Annotated in this window: 16 protein-coding genes; 9 read left to right on the top strand and 7 right to left on the bottom strand. The window is 68.1% G+C overall.

Annotation, left to right across the window (positions count from 1 at the left end; translation table 11 throughout):
• Positions 1–90 precede the first annotated feature (90 nt).
• Together ABH915_RS00515 and purB are read right to left on the bottom strand one after the other, a co-directional pair.
• Entirely contained in the window at positions 91–762 is a 672-nt protein-coding gene (locus ABH915_RS00515) for a histidine phosphatase family protein (protein ID WP_018775384.1), read from the bottom strand.
• Positions 759–2,201 (bottom strand): adenylosuccinate lyase, encoded by a 1,443-nt coding sequence (gene purB / locus ABH915_RS00510; RefSeq protein WP_018775385.1) that lies wholly within the window; start codon positions 2,199–2,201, stop codon positions 759–761. The genes ABH915_RS00515 and purB overlap by 4 nt, the downstream gene beginning before the upstream one ends.
• A gap of 149 nt (positions 2,202–2,350) precedes the next feature.
• Between purB and ABH915_RS00505 the strand changes: the two genes are divergently transcribed.
• A complete protein-coding gene (locus ABH915_RS00505; protein WP_231494301.1) occupies positions 2,351–2,713 on the top strand; it encodes a hypothetical protein in 363 nt (120 codons plus the stop codon).
• Entirely contained in the window at positions 2,713–4,164 is a 1,452-nt protein-coding gene (locus tag ABH915_RS00500) for a hypothetical protein (protein WP_370116594.1), read from the top strand. Before ABH915_RS00505 ends, ABH915_RS00500 begins: the two co-directional genes overlap by 1 nt.
• Here ABH915_RS00500 and ABH915_RS00495 read toward each other — a convergent pair.
• Complete coding sequence (locus ABH915_RS00495; protein ID WP_026537954.1) at positions 4,115–4,501, bottom strand: phage holin family protein; 387 nt, start codon at positions 4,499–4,501, stop codon at positions 4,115–4,117. The genes ABH915_RS00500 and ABH915_RS00495 overlap by 50 nt on opposite strands.
• Before the next feature lie 128 nt (positions 4,502–4,629).
• On the opposite strand from ABH915_RS00495, the gene ABH915_RS00490 reads away from it, so the two are divergent.
• The 4 genes from ABH915_RS00490 to ABH915_RS00475 all read left to right on the top strand — a co-directional run bounded on the left by ABH915_RS00490 (position 4,630) and on the right by ABH915_RS00475 (position 9,707).
• Positions 4,630–5,748, top strand: coding sequence for a histidinol-phosphate transaminase (locus tag ABH915_RS00490; RefSeq protein ID WP_370116590.1), 1,119 nt, complete (start codon positions 4,630–4,632; stop codon positions 5,746–5,748).
• A gap of 147 nt (positions 5,749–5,895) precedes the next feature.
• Entirely contained in the window at positions 5,896–7,176 is a 1,281-nt protein-coding gene (locus tag ABH915_RS00485) for a thiamine pyrophosphate-dependent dehydrogenase E1 component subunit alpha (protein WP_370116587.1), read from the top strand.
• Entirely contained in the window at positions 7,176–8,156 is a 981-nt protein-coding gene (locus tag ABH915_RS00480; RefSeq protein WP_370116584.1) for an alpha-ketoacid dehydrogenase subunit beta, read from the top strand. Before ABH915_RS00485 ends, ABH915_RS00480 begins: the two co-directional genes overlap by 1 nt.
• A 9-nt stretch (positions 8,157–8,165) precedes the next feature.
• On the top strand, positions 8,166–9,707 hold the full coding sequence (locus ABH915_RS00475) for a dihydrolipoamide acetyltransferase family protein (protein WP_370116581.1): 1,542 nt from the start codon (positions 8,166–8,168) through the stop codon (positions 9,705–9,707).
• A 122-nt stretch (positions 9,708–9,829) separates the two neighbouring features.
• Here the strand turns inward: ABH915_RS00475 and ABH915_RS00470 are convergent, their stop codons facing one another.
• Positions 9,830–10,168, bottom strand: a complete 339-nt coding sequence (locus ABH915_RS00470) for a hypothetical protein (protein ID WP_370116579.1) — start codon at positions 10,166–10,168, stop codon at positions 9,830–9,832.
• Between the two features lie 242 nt (positions 10,169–10,410).
• On the opposite strand from ABH915_RS00470, the gene ABH915_RS00465 reads away from it, so the two are divergent.
• Positions 10,411–12,054, top strand: coding sequence for an AMP-binding protein (locus ABH915_RS00465; RefSeq protein WP_370116576.1), 1,644 nt, complete (start codon positions 10,411–10,413; stop codon positions 12,052–12,054).
• A gap of 4 nt (positions 12,055–12,058) precedes the next feature.
• Here the strand turns inward: ABH915_RS00465 and ABH915_RS00460 are convergent, their stop codons facing one another.
• The 3 genes from ABH915_RS00460 to ABH915_RS00450 all read right to left on the bottom strand — a co-directional run bounded on the left by ABH915_RS00460 (position 12,059) and on the right by ABH915_RS00450 (position 14,612).
• The gene (locus ABH915_RS00460; protein ID WP_026537949.1) at positions 12,059–12,487 is read right to left on the bottom strand and encodes a universal stress protein; all 429 of its coding nucleotides are present in this window, start codon (positions 12,485–12,487) and stop codon (positions 12,059–12,061) included.
• A 107-nt stretch (positions 12,488–12,594) separates the two neighbouring features.
• Entirely contained in the window at positions 12,595–13,887 is a 1,293-nt protein-coding gene (locus ABH915_RS00455) for a PLP-dependent aminotransferase family protein (RefSeq protein WP_370116572.1), read from the bottom strand.
• A gap of 161 nt (positions 13,888–14,048) precedes the next feature.
• Positions 14,049–14,612, bottom strand: a complete 564-nt coding sequence (locus tag ABH915_RS00450; protein ID WP_018775397.1) for an NAD(P)H-dependent oxidoreductase — start codon at positions 14,610–14,612, stop codon at positions 14,049–14,051.
• Positions 14,613–14,738: 126 nt separating this feature from the next.
• Here ABH915_RS00450 and ABH915_RS00445 point away from each other — a divergent pair, with 126 nt between their 5' ends.
• Positions 14,739–15,371, top strand: coding sequence for a TetR/AcrR family transcriptional regulator (locus ABH915_RS00445; RefSeq protein WP_026266763.1), 633 nt, complete (start codon positions 14,739–14,741; stop codon positions 15,369–15,371).
• A 374-nt stretch (positions 15,372–15,745) separates the two neighbouring features.
• Positions 15,746–16,732 (top strand): ABC transporter permease, encoded by a 987-nt coding sequence (locus tag ABH915_RS00440; protein ID WP_370116568.1) that lies wholly within the window; start codon positions 15,746–15,748, stop codon positions 16,730–16,732.
• Position 16,733 lies beyond the last annotated feature (1 nt).

Below are 16,733 nucleotides of genomic sequence, written 5' to 3'. Positions count from 1 at the left end.
CTGTCCCCACGCCTGCTTTCATCATCGCCGCGTCCGGGGGAGCAGTCCAGTCCCGGCATGCAGCGTACGCCCCGGCGGGTGCCCCGGCCGCTACGCCGGACGGCCGGTGGGATCCTCCGCCGTCGGATCCGCCAGGGCCAGTCCGCCCACGGGGCTGCCGTCCCAGTGGATGAGTTTCCAGCCGTTCGCGGGATCGCCTTCCAGCGCCACGATTCCGGTGTTGTCCAGCACGTGCCGGATGGCAAAGTCCGGTTCGATGTTCTCTGCCCGCAGGCCGGCCCACACCCGGATGGCGGCGCCGTGGCTGACCACGGCCACGGATCCTGAGTCCCCGGCCCCGTTTGTGCGGGCCGCTATTGTGGCGATCGCGGCGTCGTAGCGTTCAAAGAAGTCCCGTCCGCTGGGACCGGCAGGCATCCGGCGCTCGAGCTCGCCGTCCGCCCACGAAAAAATGGTGCCGATGTACCGCTTGTGCGATTCGTGGTCCGTCTGCTTTTCCAGCGACCCGGCTTCGATCTCGTGAAGGCCCTCAAGCACCTCGGTTTCCAGCCCGTGCACCCGGGCGAGCGGTGCCGCTGTGATTTGCGTCCGAACCAGGGTGGAAGCGTACAGGGCAAGGATCCGCTCGTTCGCCAGGGCGCGGGACAACACCTCAGCCTGACGCTGGCCGAGTTCGGTCAGCCCGGGCCCCGGGTGCGCCGTGTCCAGCTGGCCCAGGACATTGCCGGGCGTCTGGCCGTGCCGGATGAGCAGAAGTCTCATTTGAGGTGGTCCACCAGCTGGTCCGCGATGCCCGTGTACCTGCCCGGGGTCAGCGCCAGCAGGCGGGCTTCGGCGTCGGCGGACAGGCCGAGGCTCTGGACGAATTCCTGCATCCGGGCGGCATCCACGCGCTGGCCGCGGGTCAGGTCCTTGAGCCGCTCGTACGGGTTTTCCATGCCGTCGACGCCGGCGATGGCCTCGGCGCGCATGACCATCTGGATGGCCTCGCCGAGGACTTCCCAGTTCGTGTCCAGGTCCGCGGCGAGCACGTCCTCGGCAACCTTGAGTCGGTCCAGGCCCTTGGCAACGTTCGAGATGGCGAGCAGCGAGTGGCCGAACGCGACACCGATGTTGCGCTGCGAGGAGGAGTCGGTGAGATCGCGCTGCCAGCGGGAGGTGACCAGGGTGGAGCCGAGGACGTCCAGCAGGCCGGAGGAGATCTCGAGGTTGGCCTCGGCGTTCTCGAAACGGATCGGGTTCACCTTGTGCGGCATGGTCGAGGAACCCGTGGCGCCTGCCACCGGGATCTGCACGAAGTAGCCGATCGAGATGTAGCTCCAGATGTCGGTGCAGACGTTGTGCAGGATGCGGTTGAAACGCGCGACGTCGGCATAGAGTTCGGCCTGCCAGTCGTGGCTTTCGATCTGGGTGGTCAGCGGGTTCCAGGACAGGCCGAGGCCTTCGACGAAGCTCTTGGCGACGTGCTCCCAGTCGGCGCCCGGGACGGAGGCGACGTGGGCGGCGTACGTGCCGGTGGCCCCGTTGATCTTGCCGAGGTATTCGGTGCGGGCGATCCGGTCCAGCTGACGGCCCAGCCGGTGCGCGATGACGGCCAGTTCCTTGCCCAGCGTGGTGGGCGTGGCGGGCTGGCCGTGCGTGCGGGAGAGCATCGGCACGGCGCGGTTGTCCCCGGCCATGGCGCTGATCTGGGCGACGAGGGCGCGGGCCGCAGGCAGCCACACATCCTCTACGGCCCCCTTGATGCCAAGGGCGTAGGAGAGGTTGTTGATGTCTTCGGAGGTGCAGCCGAAGTGCACCATGGCGGTCAGCCGGTCGATGCCGATGCCGGGCAGGCGGCGGCCGATGTAGTACTCGACAGCCTTGACGTCGTGGACCGTCACGGCCTCGATCTCGGCCAGTTCGGTGACGGAGGCGGCGTCGAACTCCGTGACGATCGCGCGCAGTTGCTGCTGTTGTTCCGCCGTGAGCGGGCCGGCCCCGGGCAGGACGCTGTTGCCGGTCAGGTGGATCAGCCACTCGACCTCAACAGCCACGCGGTCGCGGTTCAGGGCCGCCTCGGAAAGGTAGTCGACCAGCGGCGCGACGGCGGACTGGTAGCGGCCATCCAGCGGGCCGAGCGCGATCTGGTGGTCGGACGCGGCGAGGGCCAGTCGTCCGGACGGCGTGCGGGTATCAGCTGTGGCGGCAGTTTCAGGCATGTGCCGATTCTTTCACGAAGTGCCGCCGGGCCTTAAGCGCCCCGTCCTTATGACATTGCCGGCTGGCAGTGCATGGCGGTCCGGGACGTTGTCCACATAGCCCGACGGCGCTCTTCAGCGGGCACCGGCCGCCCCGCTAGCGTCGTTTCATGACCAGAGGAATGACTGGTGGCTTCCCGCCGGGACCGGCGGGAAGCCTGGCAGTGCAGGACGTGGCGGTTCTTGGCGTGACGGCCGCCGACGCCCTCGAGTGCGCTTCGCGCAGTTACGAAATCCAGCAGTTCGCGGCGCGTGTGGCCCGGTGCGCCGATGAAGCTGATGCAGTGCTCGCCGCCCTCGCCCGCCTTGAGCTGCAGACCTGGCAGTCACCGGCCGGCCGCGCCTACCGTGTGGCCTTGTCCCTGCACGCGGCGGCGCTGCGCCGGAGTCGGGATGCCCTGCTCGATGCTGTTGCCGTGGTGCTCCGGCACGCCCGGAATGTGGCGCAGCCCGCGGACCGGACGGGACCCTGATGGCCGAGGCCACTCCGGCTGGCTCCGGCGGCAGTCCCGGGGTTTCCGCGCCGCCGCGCGACGGCAGCCTGCTCATCCGGGGCGGAATCGGCGGGGTGAGCTTCCAGTTTGAGGAGCTGCTGGCGGGTGCCGCGGAACTGGACGGGCTGGTCCGGCAGCTGCAAATGGTTGAAGTGGAGGCTGACACCGTCCGGCGCGCACTCTTTCCCTATCAGTCCGAGTCCTACACCAGCGGCAGCAACGCCATCATCGCCGTGGGGGAGGCCGGCCGGGAGGTCGGACGCGTCCGGGCGCAACTTCAGCGGATCGGCGACGACGTCCGCGCCAGTCACCGTGAATACGAATATGCCGAAGCCCGGAATGCCCTGCTGCTGCGGATGGGACTTCACGGCTCCGAGTACGGCGCAGCACCGGAGCCCTTCGCCCTGCCCGGGGTGCGCGGGATCGTTGAAGACTGGGTCGCCATGGCGCCCCGGAATCTCGCCGCGCTGCTTGGCCTGCCCGGGCCCCTGGCCGCCGTAGCCGGTGCCCTGGCCGGCCCCACTGACATCCGCCGCCTGGTCCGGGACGCCTCGGAAGCGCCGGGGCTCGTGTTCCTCAAACCCCGTCCGGTCAGCGTCGTGGGCCGGGAGACGTTTTCGGCCGACGTCGACCTCTCACCGGCCGGGCTGTTGCGGCGGGCCGGGGGAGTGGGAGAGCACGGCGGCCGGATCGAGGTTATCGAGGTCGACGGCGGATCCCGGCCCGCGTGGGTGGTGGTCATTCCCGGAACCCAGCAGGATGCCCTGCCGGAAGGCACCAACCCCTTTGACCCCGCCGGCATCGCCGAGGCCCTGGGCTATGACTCGGCGTCGACGGCGGAGGCCATCCGGGAGGCGTTGCGGCAGGCCGGGGCCGAGGCCGGCGATCAGCTCGTGGCCGTCGGTTACAGCCAGGGCGGGATCCACGCGATGAATCTCAGCAAGGACCGCGCAGTCCTGGCCGAGTACGACCTCAAGTTCGTGCTGACCGCGGGCTCGCCGGTGGGCGGTATCAGCCCGGGACCGGGGATCCGCAGCCTGCACCTGGAACATGAGCAGGACTGGGTGCCGGGGGCAGACGGACAGGCGAACCCGGACACCAGGGACCGGGTGACCGTGACCCTCACCAACCCGCTGGCTGTGCCGCCGCTCCAGGACTTCGGCCTGGGTCCGGGGCACCGGCTGGAGAATTACGCCGACGGGGCCGCGCTCGTCTCGGCGAGTCGGGACAACACGTTGCAGGACTCCACGGCGGCGCTGGCCGCGGTCGTGGGGACCGGCGGGGCGGCGACGGTGACCCGGTTCTCGCTCCGGCGCGAGGCCCGGCCGGAACTGCGGGCAACGCCCGCAACCACTTCGGGCCCGCGCGGCGCGGGCGCCTCTAACGATCGAGGGCGGGAAGGAAGCTCGCCACGAGGGACACCGCGCTGATGATGATGGCGGCGAACACGGCGGTCCAGAAGAACGAGTCAATGGTGAAGTGCACAGTGGTGTAGCTGCTGATCCAGGACGTCAGATAGAGCATCGCGGCGTTGATGACCACGGTGAACAGGCCCAGGGTGAGGATGGTGATCGGCAGCGACAGGAGGCTGACGATGGGCTTGACGAAGGCATTGACCAGACCGAAGATCAAGCCGATGAACAGGTAGCCCAAGACGGTGTTGATGGTGCCGTTGCCCTGGGTGGAAATGTCCAGGCCCGTGAGGATCCAGCAGGCGATTGCCAGGGCCAACCCGTTGATGATGACTCGTACGATGAATGAGCGCATGGCCCCATGCTGTCATACGCCCGGCGGCGACGGCAGGGACCATATTCCCCATGTCGGCAGCGGCCGTCCCATGGGGGCCGCGATCATCTCCCGCAACTGCGGCAGTGACCCGAAGTAGGCTAGTTGGCATGACTTCATCAGAAAGCCCGGCCGGGGGCATCAGGCCCCGTCCGGTGGTAGACCTCCTCCCCCGCTACGCGGCCGGAAAACCCCCCGTCCCCGTGGAAGGCCTGGCCAGCTACAAGCTGTCCTCCAACGAAAACCCGTTGCCCCCGATCCCTGCAGTGCAGCAGGCCATCGCGGCGCAGACCGACTTCAACCGCTACCCCGATCCGCTCAGCAGCAGGCTGCGTGAATCGCTCGCCCGCTTCCTGGATGTTCCCGCCGAGGACATCGTCACGGGCGCCGGCAGTCTGGGCGCCCTGAACCAGCTGCTGACCACCTTCGCCGGCCAGAACGACGACGGCAAGGCCGACGAGGTCATCTACGCCTGGCGCTCGTTTGAGGCCTACCCGATCTGCGTCGGACTGGCCGGTGCCGAGAGCGTCCGGATCCCGCTGACGGCCGACGGGCGCCATGACCTGGACGCCATGGCCGCCGCGGTGACTGCGCGGACGCGGATGATCCTGCTGTGCACGCCCAACAACCCGACCGGACCCATCTTGACGGCCGAGGAAACGGAGCGCTTTATCAACGCCGTTCCGGCCGACGTCGTGGTGGTCATCGACGAGGCCTACCAGGAATTCGTGCGCGCCGGCGACGCCGTGGACGGCATCGCCATGTACCGCAAGTACCCCAACGTCGGCGTCCTGCGGACCTTCTCAAAAGCGCACGGCCTCGCCGGACTCCGCGTGGGCTACAGCGTCTCGCGGCCCGAACTGACACAGCACCTGCGCGTCGCTGCCACCCCCTTCGCCGTGTCCCAGATCGCGGAAACGGCTGCCGTTACATCGCTCGAGCACTTCGCCGATGTTGTAGAAAGGGTACAAAGCCTGGTGGACGAACGGGACCGGGTCACGGGCGGACTGCGTGAACTCGGATGGTTCGTTCCGGAGGCCCAGGGCAACTTTGTCTGGCTCAATCTGGGAGAAAACAGCGCGGAATTCGCCGCCCTCGCGGCGGAACGGGCACTGTCCGTGCGTGCCTTCGGCAACGAGGGCGTCCGGGTCAGCATCGGCGAAACGGAAGCCAACACCCGTTTCCTGGAGCTCTGTGCGATCTATACAAAACCGCCGCAGCGTTCCTAGCGCTTAACACTGCGCGCTCAGGCCGCCCCGTGCGGATAAAGTAAGGACCAGTAAGCCAAAATATATGCCGGATCTGGAATGTATTCCCGGTCCGGCATTTATCCCAGCGATTGCGGCGCATTCGGATGCGGCAAGCAAGGAGACGGTATGGGCGCCACACATCTGCCCTCTACCGAGTTCGACGGAACCGAAATGGATGACCAGCTCGAAGCGGAGGCCGAGGTCCAACTCGGCGACCCCGCCGAGCCGATGGTGCAGTTGCTGGGCCCGGACGGCACCCTGGGCTCGGACCCGGTCTTCTCAAAGTACGCCGAGAAGCTGGATCCGGACACGCTGCGCGGCTTCTACGCGGACATGGCCAAGATCCGCCGCTTCGACGTGGAAGCCACCGCCCTGCAACGGCAGGGCCAACTGGCCCTGTGGGTCCCGCTCACGGGGCAGGAAGCCGCCCAGATCGGCTCCGGACGGGCTAGCCAGCCGCAGGACTACATCTTCCCGACCTACCGCGAGCACGGGGTGGCCTTGACACGGAATGTGGACCTGGCCGAGCTGCTGCGCCAATTCCGGGGCGTCTCCAACGGCGGCTGGAACCCGAAGGACACTAACTTCCACCTCTACACGCTGGTCCTGGCCGCCCAGACCCCGCACGCCGTCGGTTACGCCATGGGCATCCAGCGGGACCAGAAACTGGCGGCCGCCAACGCCGTCGCCAGCGGGGAAGCGGGACAGGCGGTGGAGCCGAACGCCGCCGTCATGGTGTACTTCGGCGACGGCGCCAGCTCCGAAGGGGACGTCCACGAATCCATGGTGTTCGCCGCCTCCTACCAGGCGCCCGTGGTCTTCTTCTGCCAGAACAACCACTGGGCCATCTCCGTGCCGAGCTCCGTGCAGACCCGCATCCCGCTGGCCAACCGCGCCAAAGGCTACGGCTTCCCCGGCATCAGGGTGGACGGCAATGACGTGATCGCGGTCCACGCGGTCACGGAATGGGCGCTGGAGCGTGCCCGCGACGGCCATGGTCCCGTGCTGATCGAGGCGTTCACTTACCGGGTTGGGGCGCACACCACGGCCGATGACCCCACCAAGTACCGCGCATCCGCCGAAGAGGGCCTGTGGCGTGCCAAAGACCCGCTGGCACGGCTGGAGAAGTATCTCCGGGCCGAGGGCCTCGCGGATGACAGCTTCTTCGAGCAGGTCAGGGCCGACGGCGACGAGCTCGCCGCCTACGTCCGCAAGACCACCCACGACCTGGAAACCCCGGACATCCGGACCGCCTTCGCCAACACCTACGTGGAGGCCCACCCGCTGGTGGCCGAGGAGCTGGCCTGGTTCGAGGAATACAGCGCGGGGTTCGCCGATGAGGCGTCCGCCGAAGAGGCGTCCGCCGAAGAGGCAGAAACTGCCCAGACAGACAGGGCGGCCCGCTGATGACCACCATGACCATTGCGAAAGCCATCAATGAGGGCCTGCGGGCCACGCTGAGCAACAACCCCCGCTCGCTGCTGATGGGCGAGGACATCGGGGCCCTTGGCGGCGTCTATCGGGTCACCGACGGGCTGATCGCCGAATTTGGCGCCGACCGCGTGGTGGATACCCCGCTGGCCGAATCCGGCATTATCGGCACCGCGATCGGCCTCTCCCTGCGCGGCTACCAGCCGGTCTGTGAGATCCAGTTCGACGGCTTCGTGTTCCCCGGGTTCAACCAGATCACCACCCAGCTCGCCAAGATGCACTCGCGCAGCAACGGCAACCTGACCGTTCCCGTCGTCATCCGAATCCCGTACGGCGGCGGCATCGGCTCCATTGAGCACCACTCCGAATCGCCGGAGGCGCTGTTCGCCCACACGGCCGGGCTGCGCATCATCACGCCGTCCAATCCGCACGATGCCTACTGGATGATCCAGCAGGCCGTCGACTGCCAGGACCCGGTAATCGTCTTCGAACCCAAGCGCCGCTACTGGCTCAAGGGCGAGGTCGACACCGAGGCCCCGGGCGCATCCGCGGACCCCTTCAAGGCGCATGTGCTCCGCGCGGGCACCGACGCGACCGTCGTGGTCTACGGCCCGCTCGTGCCCGTGGCCCTCGCCGCGGCCGAGGCCGCCGCCGAGGACGGCCACAGCGTCGAGGTAATCGACCTCCGATCCATCTCGCCGATCGACTTCGACACCGTCACGGCCTCGGTCCGGAAGACGGGCCGGCTGATCGTGGCCCACGAGGCCCCCACATTCGGCGGCATCGGCGGCGAAATCGCCGCGCGGATCAGCGAACGGGCGTTCCATTCACTGGAGGCCCCCGTCATCCGCGTCGGAGGCTTCCATATGCCCTACCCCGTGGCCAAGGTCGAAGAAGACTACCTGCCGGACATCGACCGCATCCTTGAGGCGCTCGACCGCGCCCTGGCGTACTGACGAGGACCCATGACGCTCAACAAGTTCAACCTGCCCGACGTCGGCGAAGGGCTGACGGAGGCCGAAATCGTCGCCTGGAAGGTCAAGGCCGGCGATACCGTGGCCATCAACGACGTCCTGTGCGAGATCGAGACGGCCAAGTCCCTGGTGGAACTGCCCTCACCGTTCGCGGGAACCGTCACCGAACTGCTGGTGCCGGAGGGGGTCACGGTGGATGTCGGCACGCCGATCATCAGCGTGAGCGACGCCGTCGCCGCCCCGGAGCCGGCCGCCGCGGCACCTGCCGCAGCGCCTGTCGCCCAGGAGCGGGCTGCCGCCGCGCCCCTGTACGGCACGCTGCCGGCTGATACGTCCGACGCCGGCGAAGCAGCCGGGCGCCCGGCCGGCGGGCCGCTGGTGGGCTCCGGTCCCAAGGCGGACGCCGTCAAGCGCCGGCGGCGGATTTCCGCCCCTTCGGCCGCCGGCCACGAAGCCCCGGCTTCCACGGCGGCTACCAGCGCTGCCGCCCCGGTGGCCGAGCGGGTCGGGGTAGAGGCCCACGACATTTGGATCAACCCGGACGCGGTCAGCCGCCCTGCCGACGCGGCCACAGCCCCCGATGACTCGGTTGACGCGCGCCCCACCCTGGGCGGTGCCATCAGCGGCCTGGTCGGCAAGGTGCTGGCCAAGCCGCCGGTCCGCAAGATCGCCCGCGACCTCGGGATCAACCTGGCCGACGTCGTGCCCACCGGCGCCCGCGGTGAAGTGACCCGTGAGGACCTGGTGAGCTACCAGGCCCAGCGTGACGCCGAGGTGGACAAGGCGGACTCGTTCTGGGGCAAGTCCGGCCGCCCGCAGGACCAGCGGATCGAGCGGATCCCGGTCAAGGGGGTCCGCAAGGCCACCGCAAAGGCCATGGTCGAATCCGCGTTCGCCGCGCCGCACGTCAGCATCTTTGTCGACGTCGACGCCAGCCGCACCATGGAATTCGTCAAGCGCCTCAAAGCCTCCCGCGACTTCGAAGGCATCAAGGTCTCCCCGCTGCTGATCCTGGCCAAGGCGGTTATTTGGGCCGCGGCGCGAAACCCGAGTGTCAACGCGACGTGGGTGGACAACCCGGACGGCAGCGATTCCGCGGAGATCCACGTCAAGCACTTCATGAACCTGGGCATCGCGGCCGCGACGCCCCGCGGGCTGATGGTGCCGAACATCAAGAACGCCCAGGACCTCTCGCTCAAGCAGCTGGCCCTGGCCCTGAACGAACTCGCCACCACGGCGCGGGCCGGCAAGACCCAGCCTGCCCAGATGCGGGGCGGCACGCTCACCGTGACCAATATCGGCGCCCTCGGGATCGATACCGGCACGCCGATCATCAACCCGGGCGAGGTCGCGATCGTGGCGTTCGGCACCATCAAGCAAAAGCCCTGGGTCCTGGACGGCGAAGTCATTCCGCGCTGGATCACCACCCTCGGCGGCTCTTTCGACCACCGCGTGGTGGACGGCGACCTTTCGGCCCGCTTCATGGCCGACGTCGCCGCCATCCTGGAAGAGCCGGCCCTGCTGCTGGACTGACCGGCGAAACGGGCCACGAAACGACAGAACCCCGCCGCTGAACCATTTCAGCGGCGGGGTTTGTCAGTGTTGGGGTTTCCCGGTCGTGGGGTTCCCAGGGGCGGGCCGCCTGGCCCGGGGGCTCAGTTCCCCGAGTATGCGGTCAGGATCTGGACCAGCGCGGGATCGCCGCTCATGCGGGCGAGGGCGGCCGAGGCGGCAAACATCAGGCCCGCGAGCCCCGCACTGCACGCGCTGATTCCCGTCAGGAACTTCCAGTCGTCACGGAGCACGCTGCGCATGGTGTCGGGCATGCGCAGGCCCGGGGCAATCAGGTTGGGTGCGCTGTCCGTTGATCCGTCGTCCAGGAACGCGACAACGCGCCCGGCACCGCGGTCCACGCGCATGGCGCTGATGTGGTTGCCGTGCCGGGCCAGCAGGATGTCGTGGCCAACCAGCTGGCGGCGCTGAAGAGTGATCATGGGGCTCCCTTGGTAGGTGGGTTCTCGAAACGTCCGCACCATCGCAGGGCACCTCCCATTTTACTGAGCCGGTCCGTGCCGGGCGGCCCGCTGGGCGGTGAGGCTGCCCACGGCTGGGGGTGATCCTCGTCAAGTCCAGTCGCAGTCGAGGCCGCGCCGTCCTGTCCCGCGGATACGCCCCGGCACTAGAGTGGCACCAGCCGCCGACAGCCCGGGCGGAAGCGGATCAAAGGAGATGTTGCGTGTTTTCAAGCCCGTACCCCGACGTCGATGTTCCCAACCTCGGCATTTACGACTACCTTTTCGGCGCGCTGTCAGAGGAGGACCTGGACCGGGTCGCCGTCGTCGATGGCGCCAGCGGTGCGGAGACCACCTACCGGGCGCTGCGCGGGCAGATCGACGCCCTCGCCGGCGCCGTTGCCGCCCAGGGCCTGGGCGTGCACGGCGTGGCCGCCATCCTGTGCCCCAACGTCCCCGCCTTCGCGACCGTCTTCCACGGACTGCTCCGGGCCGGCGCCACGGTCACCACCATCAACGCCCTGTACACGGCGGACGAGATCGCCGCCCAGCTCACCGACGCCGGCGCTGACTGGCTCTTCACCGTATCGGCGCTGCTGCCGGCCGCCCGGGAGGCCGCCGAAAGGACCGGGATCCCTGCCTCACGGCTCGTGGTGCTCGACGGCGCCGACGGCCACCCCTCGCTGGCCGACTTGCTCGCCGTGGGCGCTCCGGCTCCCCGCGTCTCGTTCGATCCCGCCACGCATGTGGCGGTGCTGCCCTACTCCTCCGGCACCACCGGCCGGCCGAAGGGGGTCATGCTCAGCCACCGGAACCTGGTCGCCAATGTGGAACAGGCCAGGGGCCTGCTCGACGTCGGCCCCGACGACCGGATCCTGGCGCTGCTGCCGTTTTTCCACATCTACGGACTGACCGTGCTGCTGAACCTCGCGCTGCGCCAGCGGGCCAGGCTTGTCACCATGCCCCGGTTCGATCTGCCTGAGTTCCTGCGGATCATCCAGGACCACCGGTGCAGCTACCTGTTCATCGCCCCTCCCGTGGCCGTGGCGCTGACCAAGCACCCGCTCGTAGCCGAGTACGACCTCAGCTCGGTGCACACCACCTTGTCCGGCGCGGCGCCGCTGGACGGCGAACTCGGCACGCGCCTGGCCGAACGTCTCGGCTGCCGGGTCCTGCAGGGCTACGGCATGACCGAGATGAGCCCGGTGTCGCACCTCATTCCGCGTGCAGGCCGCGATGGACTCAGCGTCCCCGTCAGTTCCGTGGGGTACACGGTGCCGAACATGCAGTGCCGCCTCGTGGACCCGGCCACGGGGGAGGAGATCCCGGTTCCCGCGGAAGGAACCAGCGCGCCGGGGCACCTGTTGTGCCGCGGACCGAACGTGATGCTCGGCTACCTCAACCGGCCGGAGGAAACCGCGGACACCCTGGACGCGGACGGTTTCCTGCACACCGGGGACATCGCCACGGTGCGGGCGGACGGGGTGGTGACGGTCGTGGACCGGCTCAAGGAACTGATCAAGTACAACGGCTACCAGATCGCCCCGGCGGAACTGGAGGCGGTGCTCCTCACGCACCCCGGCATCGCCGACTCCGCGGTGGTCGGCTCCCTCGATGCCGACGGCCAGGAAGTGCCCAAGGCGTTCGTGGTCCGCCAGCCGGGCGCGGACGGCGATGCCCTGGACGTGGCGGGCGTCGTGGACTTCGTGGCAGCCCGAGTGGCGCCGTTCAAGAAAATCCGACGGGTGGAGTTCATCGAGGCCGTGCCGAAGTCCGCCTCAGGAAAAATCCTGCGCCGGATGCTTGGGTCCGCAGGATCAGACACGGGCCAGGCCGCTGTGCAGGCGGCGGCGCCGGAGAAGCTGTAGCGCCTCAGCCGACGTCGGTCTTGGCGATGTAGACGTCGCAGGGGGCGTTGTGGGCCACGCTGTTCGCAACGCTCCCCAAGACCCGGCCGATCCCGCTCATGCGCCGGTTGCCGACCACGATCATCCGGGCACCGGTCCGTTCTGCTTCGCGGATCAGGGCCTCGGCGGGCTTGCCCCGGGCGGCGGCATGAGTGACGTTGGTGTCCGGGCGGCGCAGGCCGTCCGCCACCGTCCGCGCGACCTTCTCGGCGTTGCCGGCGTCGGAAACGATCCACTCGTCACTGCCGCTGCCGAAGACCTGGGTCTTGTCGCTGTCAAAGGCGCTGACCACATGAAGTGTCGCCCCCATGGAAACCGCGAGGTCGCGGGCGGTGTGCGCCGCCCGCAGGGCAGTTTCACTGCCGTCGACGCCGACGACGATAATTCCGGTCATGGACTGCTCCTCTTTCAACGAGTAATGCTGTTCAATGTGCCTGTCTGGCCGATCAACAAGGGCCGAGCCACGGTCGAGGCCCGGCAGGGGTCCTGCCGGTGCTCACGCTACAGGGCGGCCAGCGCTTCCCGCAGGACCGGCGCGAGACGCCGCACGCCCTCGCGGATCGATTCGGGCGGCACCGCGCTGAACGCCAGCCGGATCTTGTTCGACGGGTCATCCGTGTTCGTAAAGGCCGCGCCCGGAATGAAGACGACGCCGGCGTCGATGGCTTTCTTCAGCAGCGGGTAGGTGTCCACGCCGTCGGGCAGCGTGACCCAGACGAAGAACCCGCCCTCGGGGTGCGTCCAGCTCAGTCCCTCCGGCATGTATTCGGCCAGGGCGGCAAGCATTGCCTCGCAGCGTTCCTGGTACAGCCCGCGGTACGTCTCGATCTGGCCGCGCCAGTCGTAGTCGCGCAGATAGGCCGACACCAGCATCTGGTTCAGCGTCGGCGGGCACAGGGTGACGGCCTCCGATGCCAGGTAATACCGGCGCTGCAGGTGGGCCGGGACCAGGGCCCAGCCGATCCGCAGGCCCGGGGCGAAGATCTTGGAAAAGGACCCCATGTAGATGACGTCATCCGGGTTGGCTGCCCGCAAGGGGGTGAGCGGCTTGCCGTCGAAGCGGAGCAGTCCGTAGGGGTTGTCCTCCAGCACCAGAATATTCGCGCGACGGCATATATCCACCACGGTTTGGCGGCGTTCAGCGGACAGGGTGATGCCGGACGGGTTGTTGAAGCTGGGGATGGTGTAGAGGAACTTGACGTTCTTGCCCGCGGTCTGGAGGGCGGCGATCTTTGCCTCCAGCAGATCAGGGATGATGCCGTCACCGTCCATCGGCACCGTTTCGACCTCCACCTGGTAGGCCTCGAAGGTGTTGAGGGCCCCGACATAGGTGGGGTCCTCCACGAGGACCACGTCGCCCGGGTTGCAGAACACCTTGGTGGCTACATCCTGCGCGGACTGCGAGCCGGCCGTGATGACGACGTTCGCGGGGTCGGCGTCGAGGATGCCCTCTGCCGCCATGACCTCGCAGATCTGGTTGCGGAGTTCTTCGGTGCCCTGGCCGCCGCCGTACTGCAGGGCGGTCATCCCCTGCTCGGCGATGATCTTCGCGGCGGTCTGGCCCAGGCGTTCCAGCGGCAGCGACTGCAGGTAGGGGCTGCCGCCGGCGAGGGAAACCAGGCCGGGGCGCATCGAGATGTCGAAGACATCCCGGACTGCCGACTGCTTGATATTTGCTGCGCGCTCCGAGAACAGAATCTCGTGGCGGTGGGCGGACGTAGCCGCACGTTCGATTGCGTCAATGGCCTCGGCCGGAAGTACTGCTGCGGCGGCATCAAGTGTTTCGTGGGTCACAAACCCAAGGATACTACCCGTGTTGTCTGGGGGGAAACGTTTGTTTCCAGATGGCCCCGGCCTGAAATCCGCCGGGTGCGCTTCGGACGGCCCGGGGCCCCGGCAGCCGTGTGCTGCCGGGGCCCCGGGAGGTATCTGGAGCGGGGCGCGGGTGCGGTAGTTTAGGCCGCTTCCGCAGCGGGAGCCTCGGCCAGTGCGTCGAACACACCCTTGATCTGCTCGACGACTTCGGCGTCGTCCTTGGGGTGGACCTCGGCGAAGCGGACCATCGAGCCGGGGACTGCCAGCTTGACGTTTTCGAGGACCTGGGCGCCGGCGATGCCGACGGCCTTGCGGGCCTCGTCCTGGGCCCAAACGCCGCCGAACTGGCCGAAGGCGGTTCCGACAACAGCGGTGGGCTTCCCGGACAGGGCGCCTGCGCCGAAGGGGCGTGACAGCCAGTCGATGGCGTTCTTCAGCGAGGCCGGGACGGTGCCGTTGTGCTCCGGCGTGACCAGAAGGATGGTGTCGGCCTCGTTGGCGGCGGCACGCAGGGCGGCGGCGGCCGCGGGCACCTGGCCCTCGACGTCGATGTCTTCGTTGTAGAAGGGGATGTTGCCCAGGCTCTCGTGAATGACCACGTCCACCTGTTCCGGCGCGTTGAGCGCGATGGCCTCGGCGAGCTGCAGGTTGGTGGAGCCGGCGCGAAGGCTGCCGACGAGCGTGAGGATGGTCTTCTTGGACATGTGTACTCCTGTGCATCACGCCGCAGGGTGATTCCGGCGGCTGGTGGATCGTGAGGCTTTGGGGGCCTTCACCCATGCTAAACGGACTGCGGTCCGGTTATATTCCGGGGCGCTAGAATCAGCGGTGTGAGCCTCATCCCGATCCGTCCCGGTGCCCAGTCCGGGGGAGGGCGCCCCGCCGCGCCCGCCGCAGAATCAGCGCGCCGCGACGCGATGCGCAACAGGGAGCTCCTGCTCTGCGCCGCCCGGGAAATCGTGGAGGAATCGAGCGTCGATGCCCTCACCATGGACCGGCTGGCGCAGCGCGCCGGAGTCGGAAAAGGGACAATCTTCCGGCGGTTCGGCAGCCGTGCCGGCCTGATGATGGCGCTCCTCAGCGACGCGGAGGCCGAATTCCAGGGCCGCTTCATGTTCGGCCCGCCCCCGGTGGGGCCCGGGGCTCCGCCCCTGGAGCGGCTGATCGCCGTTGGCGCCGCCCGCATTGACTGGATCCTGGAATTCGGGGAGCTGGCGCGGGCCGCCGACGCCTCGGTCTACAACAGGTTCGATGTCCCGCCGGCCGTTCTCTGGCACCGCCATCTTGAGATGCTGCTGCGCGACGCCGGCGTGACGGCGGACCCGTGGCTCATGGCGTCGGCCCTGGGGGCGTCGCTGGAGCCGGAACTGCTGCTCCATTCCGTCGGCGTGCACTCAATTGCGCCGGAGCGCCTCGCGGACACCTGGCGGGAACTTGTCACGCGCGTAGTGTGCGGATCCTAGCCCTGCCGCCGATTCCGCCGCTGACGCCGGTTCCGTGGGCCAAATCCATTCCGCGGAGTTATTCATAACGATCTGTGGCGGAGCCGCCGTGTCGCGGCCCGTGGAAGCCCGGCGGAGCCCGGCCGATGTGATAGCTTCCTCTGGAATGTGACCCGCAACATAGCCCACAAGGGCTCAGCCGCAAGGCATGCGGGCGGCCGGAAACCAACTGGCCATACTCCCGAACCGGCCGCGGAACCCGCTGCCGGATGGGGACGACGGAAGGATCGAAGTTGTGACTAATCTTGTCCTTGGAACAGGCAGGCCCGCCCGTGCGGCCGCAGCCTTGACGCCCCGATCCGCTCAGGCAACGGCGATCCAGAACTAGCCGCTCCATGCTTCGATATCTCGCAAAACGTGCGCTCACGTATGTCTTCATGATCTTCCTGACCACCAGTGCCGGCTATCTCCTGGCCGTGAGCACGCTGCAGCCGGCGCTGCTTGAGCAGGAGCGGATTCCGCGGCCCACGCCCGAGCAGGTGGTCAATTCCTTCCGGCTCAAGGGGCTCGATCCCACGCTCAGCCCGTGGGAGCGCTACGTCGACTGGCTCACCGGCATACTCACCCGCTGGGACTGGGGCCGGAGCCCCAACGGCGCCTTCATCAACGCCGAATTCGGCGACCGGGTCTGGATCTCAACCCGGCTCTTCCTGGCCTCAATCATCCTGACCCTCGTGATCGGCGTCGCCCTCGGCGTCTTCACCGCGGCCCGCCAGTACAAGGCCTCGGACCGGGCCATCACCTCGTACAGCTACCTCATGTACATCGTCCCCGCGCCGATCGCCTACTTCCTGGTGCAGCTGGGCGCCATCAACATCAACGAGTCGGTGGGGCAGCGCGTCTTCTTTGTCACCGGCATCTCCACCCCGGGCCTCGACGGCGACGGGTGGGCACAGTTCGTCGACATGCTCGCCCACTACGCCGTGCCCACGTTCGCCATCACGATTGTGGGCTGGGGTGCCTACCAGATCGCCCAGCGCCAGTACCTGCTGGACAACGTCAACGCCGACTTCGTCAGGACGGCACGGGCCAAGGGCCTGACCCGCAACCAGGCCATCAGCCGGCACGCCCTGCGGGTGTCCTTCATCCCCGTGGCGCAGAGCATTGCGTTCACCATCCCGGCCATCTTCGCCGGCGGCTTCTTCGCCGAGAAAATCTTCGCCTGGCACGGGGTCGGGTCCTGGTCCATCGACTCGATCGCCCTGCAGGACGTCAACGCGGCCACCGCGACCCTCGCCTACGGCTCCGTCATTTTTGCGGTCGGAGCGATCCTCGCCGACTTCGCCACCACGCTCGTCGACCCGAGAGTGCGGGTGCAGTAAT

The organism is Arthrobacter sp. MW3 TE3886 (assembly GCF_041262145.1).
In the GTDB taxonomy this organism is placed as follows: Bacteria; Actinomycetota; Actinomycetes; order Actinomycetales; family Micrococcaceae; genus Arthrobacter.
This window is presented reverse-complemented; position numbering and strand designations above follow the sequence as displayed.

Excerpts from the sequence above, each read along its gene's own strand:
- ABH915_RS00450 (WP_018775397.1), bottom strand. The coding sequence starts at position 14,612 with ATGTCCAAGAAGACCATCCTCACGCTCGTCGGCAGCCTTCGCGCCGGC.
- ABH915_RS00440 (WP_370116568.1), top strand. The coding sequence starts at position 15,746 with ATGCTTCGATATCTCGCAAAACGTGCGCTCACGTATGTCTTCATGATC.
- purB (WP_018775385.1), bottom strand. The coding sequence starts at position 2,201 with ATGCCTGAAACTGCCGCCACAGCTGATACCCGCACGCCGTCCGGACGA.
- ABH915_RS00515 (WP_018775384.1), bottom strand. The coding sequence starts at position 762 with ATGAGACTTCTGCTCATCCGGCACGGCCAGACGCCCGGCAATGTCCTG.
- ABH915_RS00495 (WP_026537954.1), bottom strand. The coding sequence starts at position 4,501 with ATGCGCTCATTCATCGTACGAGTCATCATCAACGGGTTGGCCCTGGCA.
- ABH915_RS00460 (WP_026537949.1), bottom strand. The coding sequence starts at position 12,487 with ATGACCGGAATTATCGTCGTCGGCGTCGACGGCAGTGAAACTGCCCTG.
- ABH915_RS00475 (WP_370116581.1), top strand. The coding sequence starts at position 8,166 with ATGACGCTCAACAAGTTCAACCTGCCCGACGTCGGCGAAGGGCTGACG.
- ABH915_RS00490 (WP_370116590.1), top strand. The coding sequence starts at position 4,630 with ATGACTTCATCAGAAAGCCCGGCCGGGGGCATCAGGCCCCGTCCGGTG.
- ABH915_RS00505 (WP_231494301.1), top strand. The coding sequence starts at position 2,351 with ATGACCAGAGGAATGACTGGTGGCTTCCCGCCGGGACCGGCGGGAAGC.
- ABH915_RS00485 (WP_370116587.1), top strand. The coding sequence starts at position 5,896 with ATGGGCGCCACACATCTGCCCTCTACCGAGTTCGACGGAACCGAAATG.
- ABH915_RS00470 (WP_370116579.1), bottom strand. The coding sequence starts at position 10,168 with ATGATCACTCTTCAGCGCCGCCAGCTGGTTGGCCACGACATCCTGCTG.
- ABH915_RS00500 (WP_370116594.1), top strand. The coding sequence starts at position 2,713 with ATGGCCGAGGCCACTCCGGCTGGCTCCGGCGGCAGTCCCGGGGTTTCC.
- ABH915_RS00480 (WP_370116584.1), top strand. The coding sequence starts at position 7,176 with ATGACCACCATGACCATTGCGAAAGCCATCAATGAGGGCCTGCGGGCC.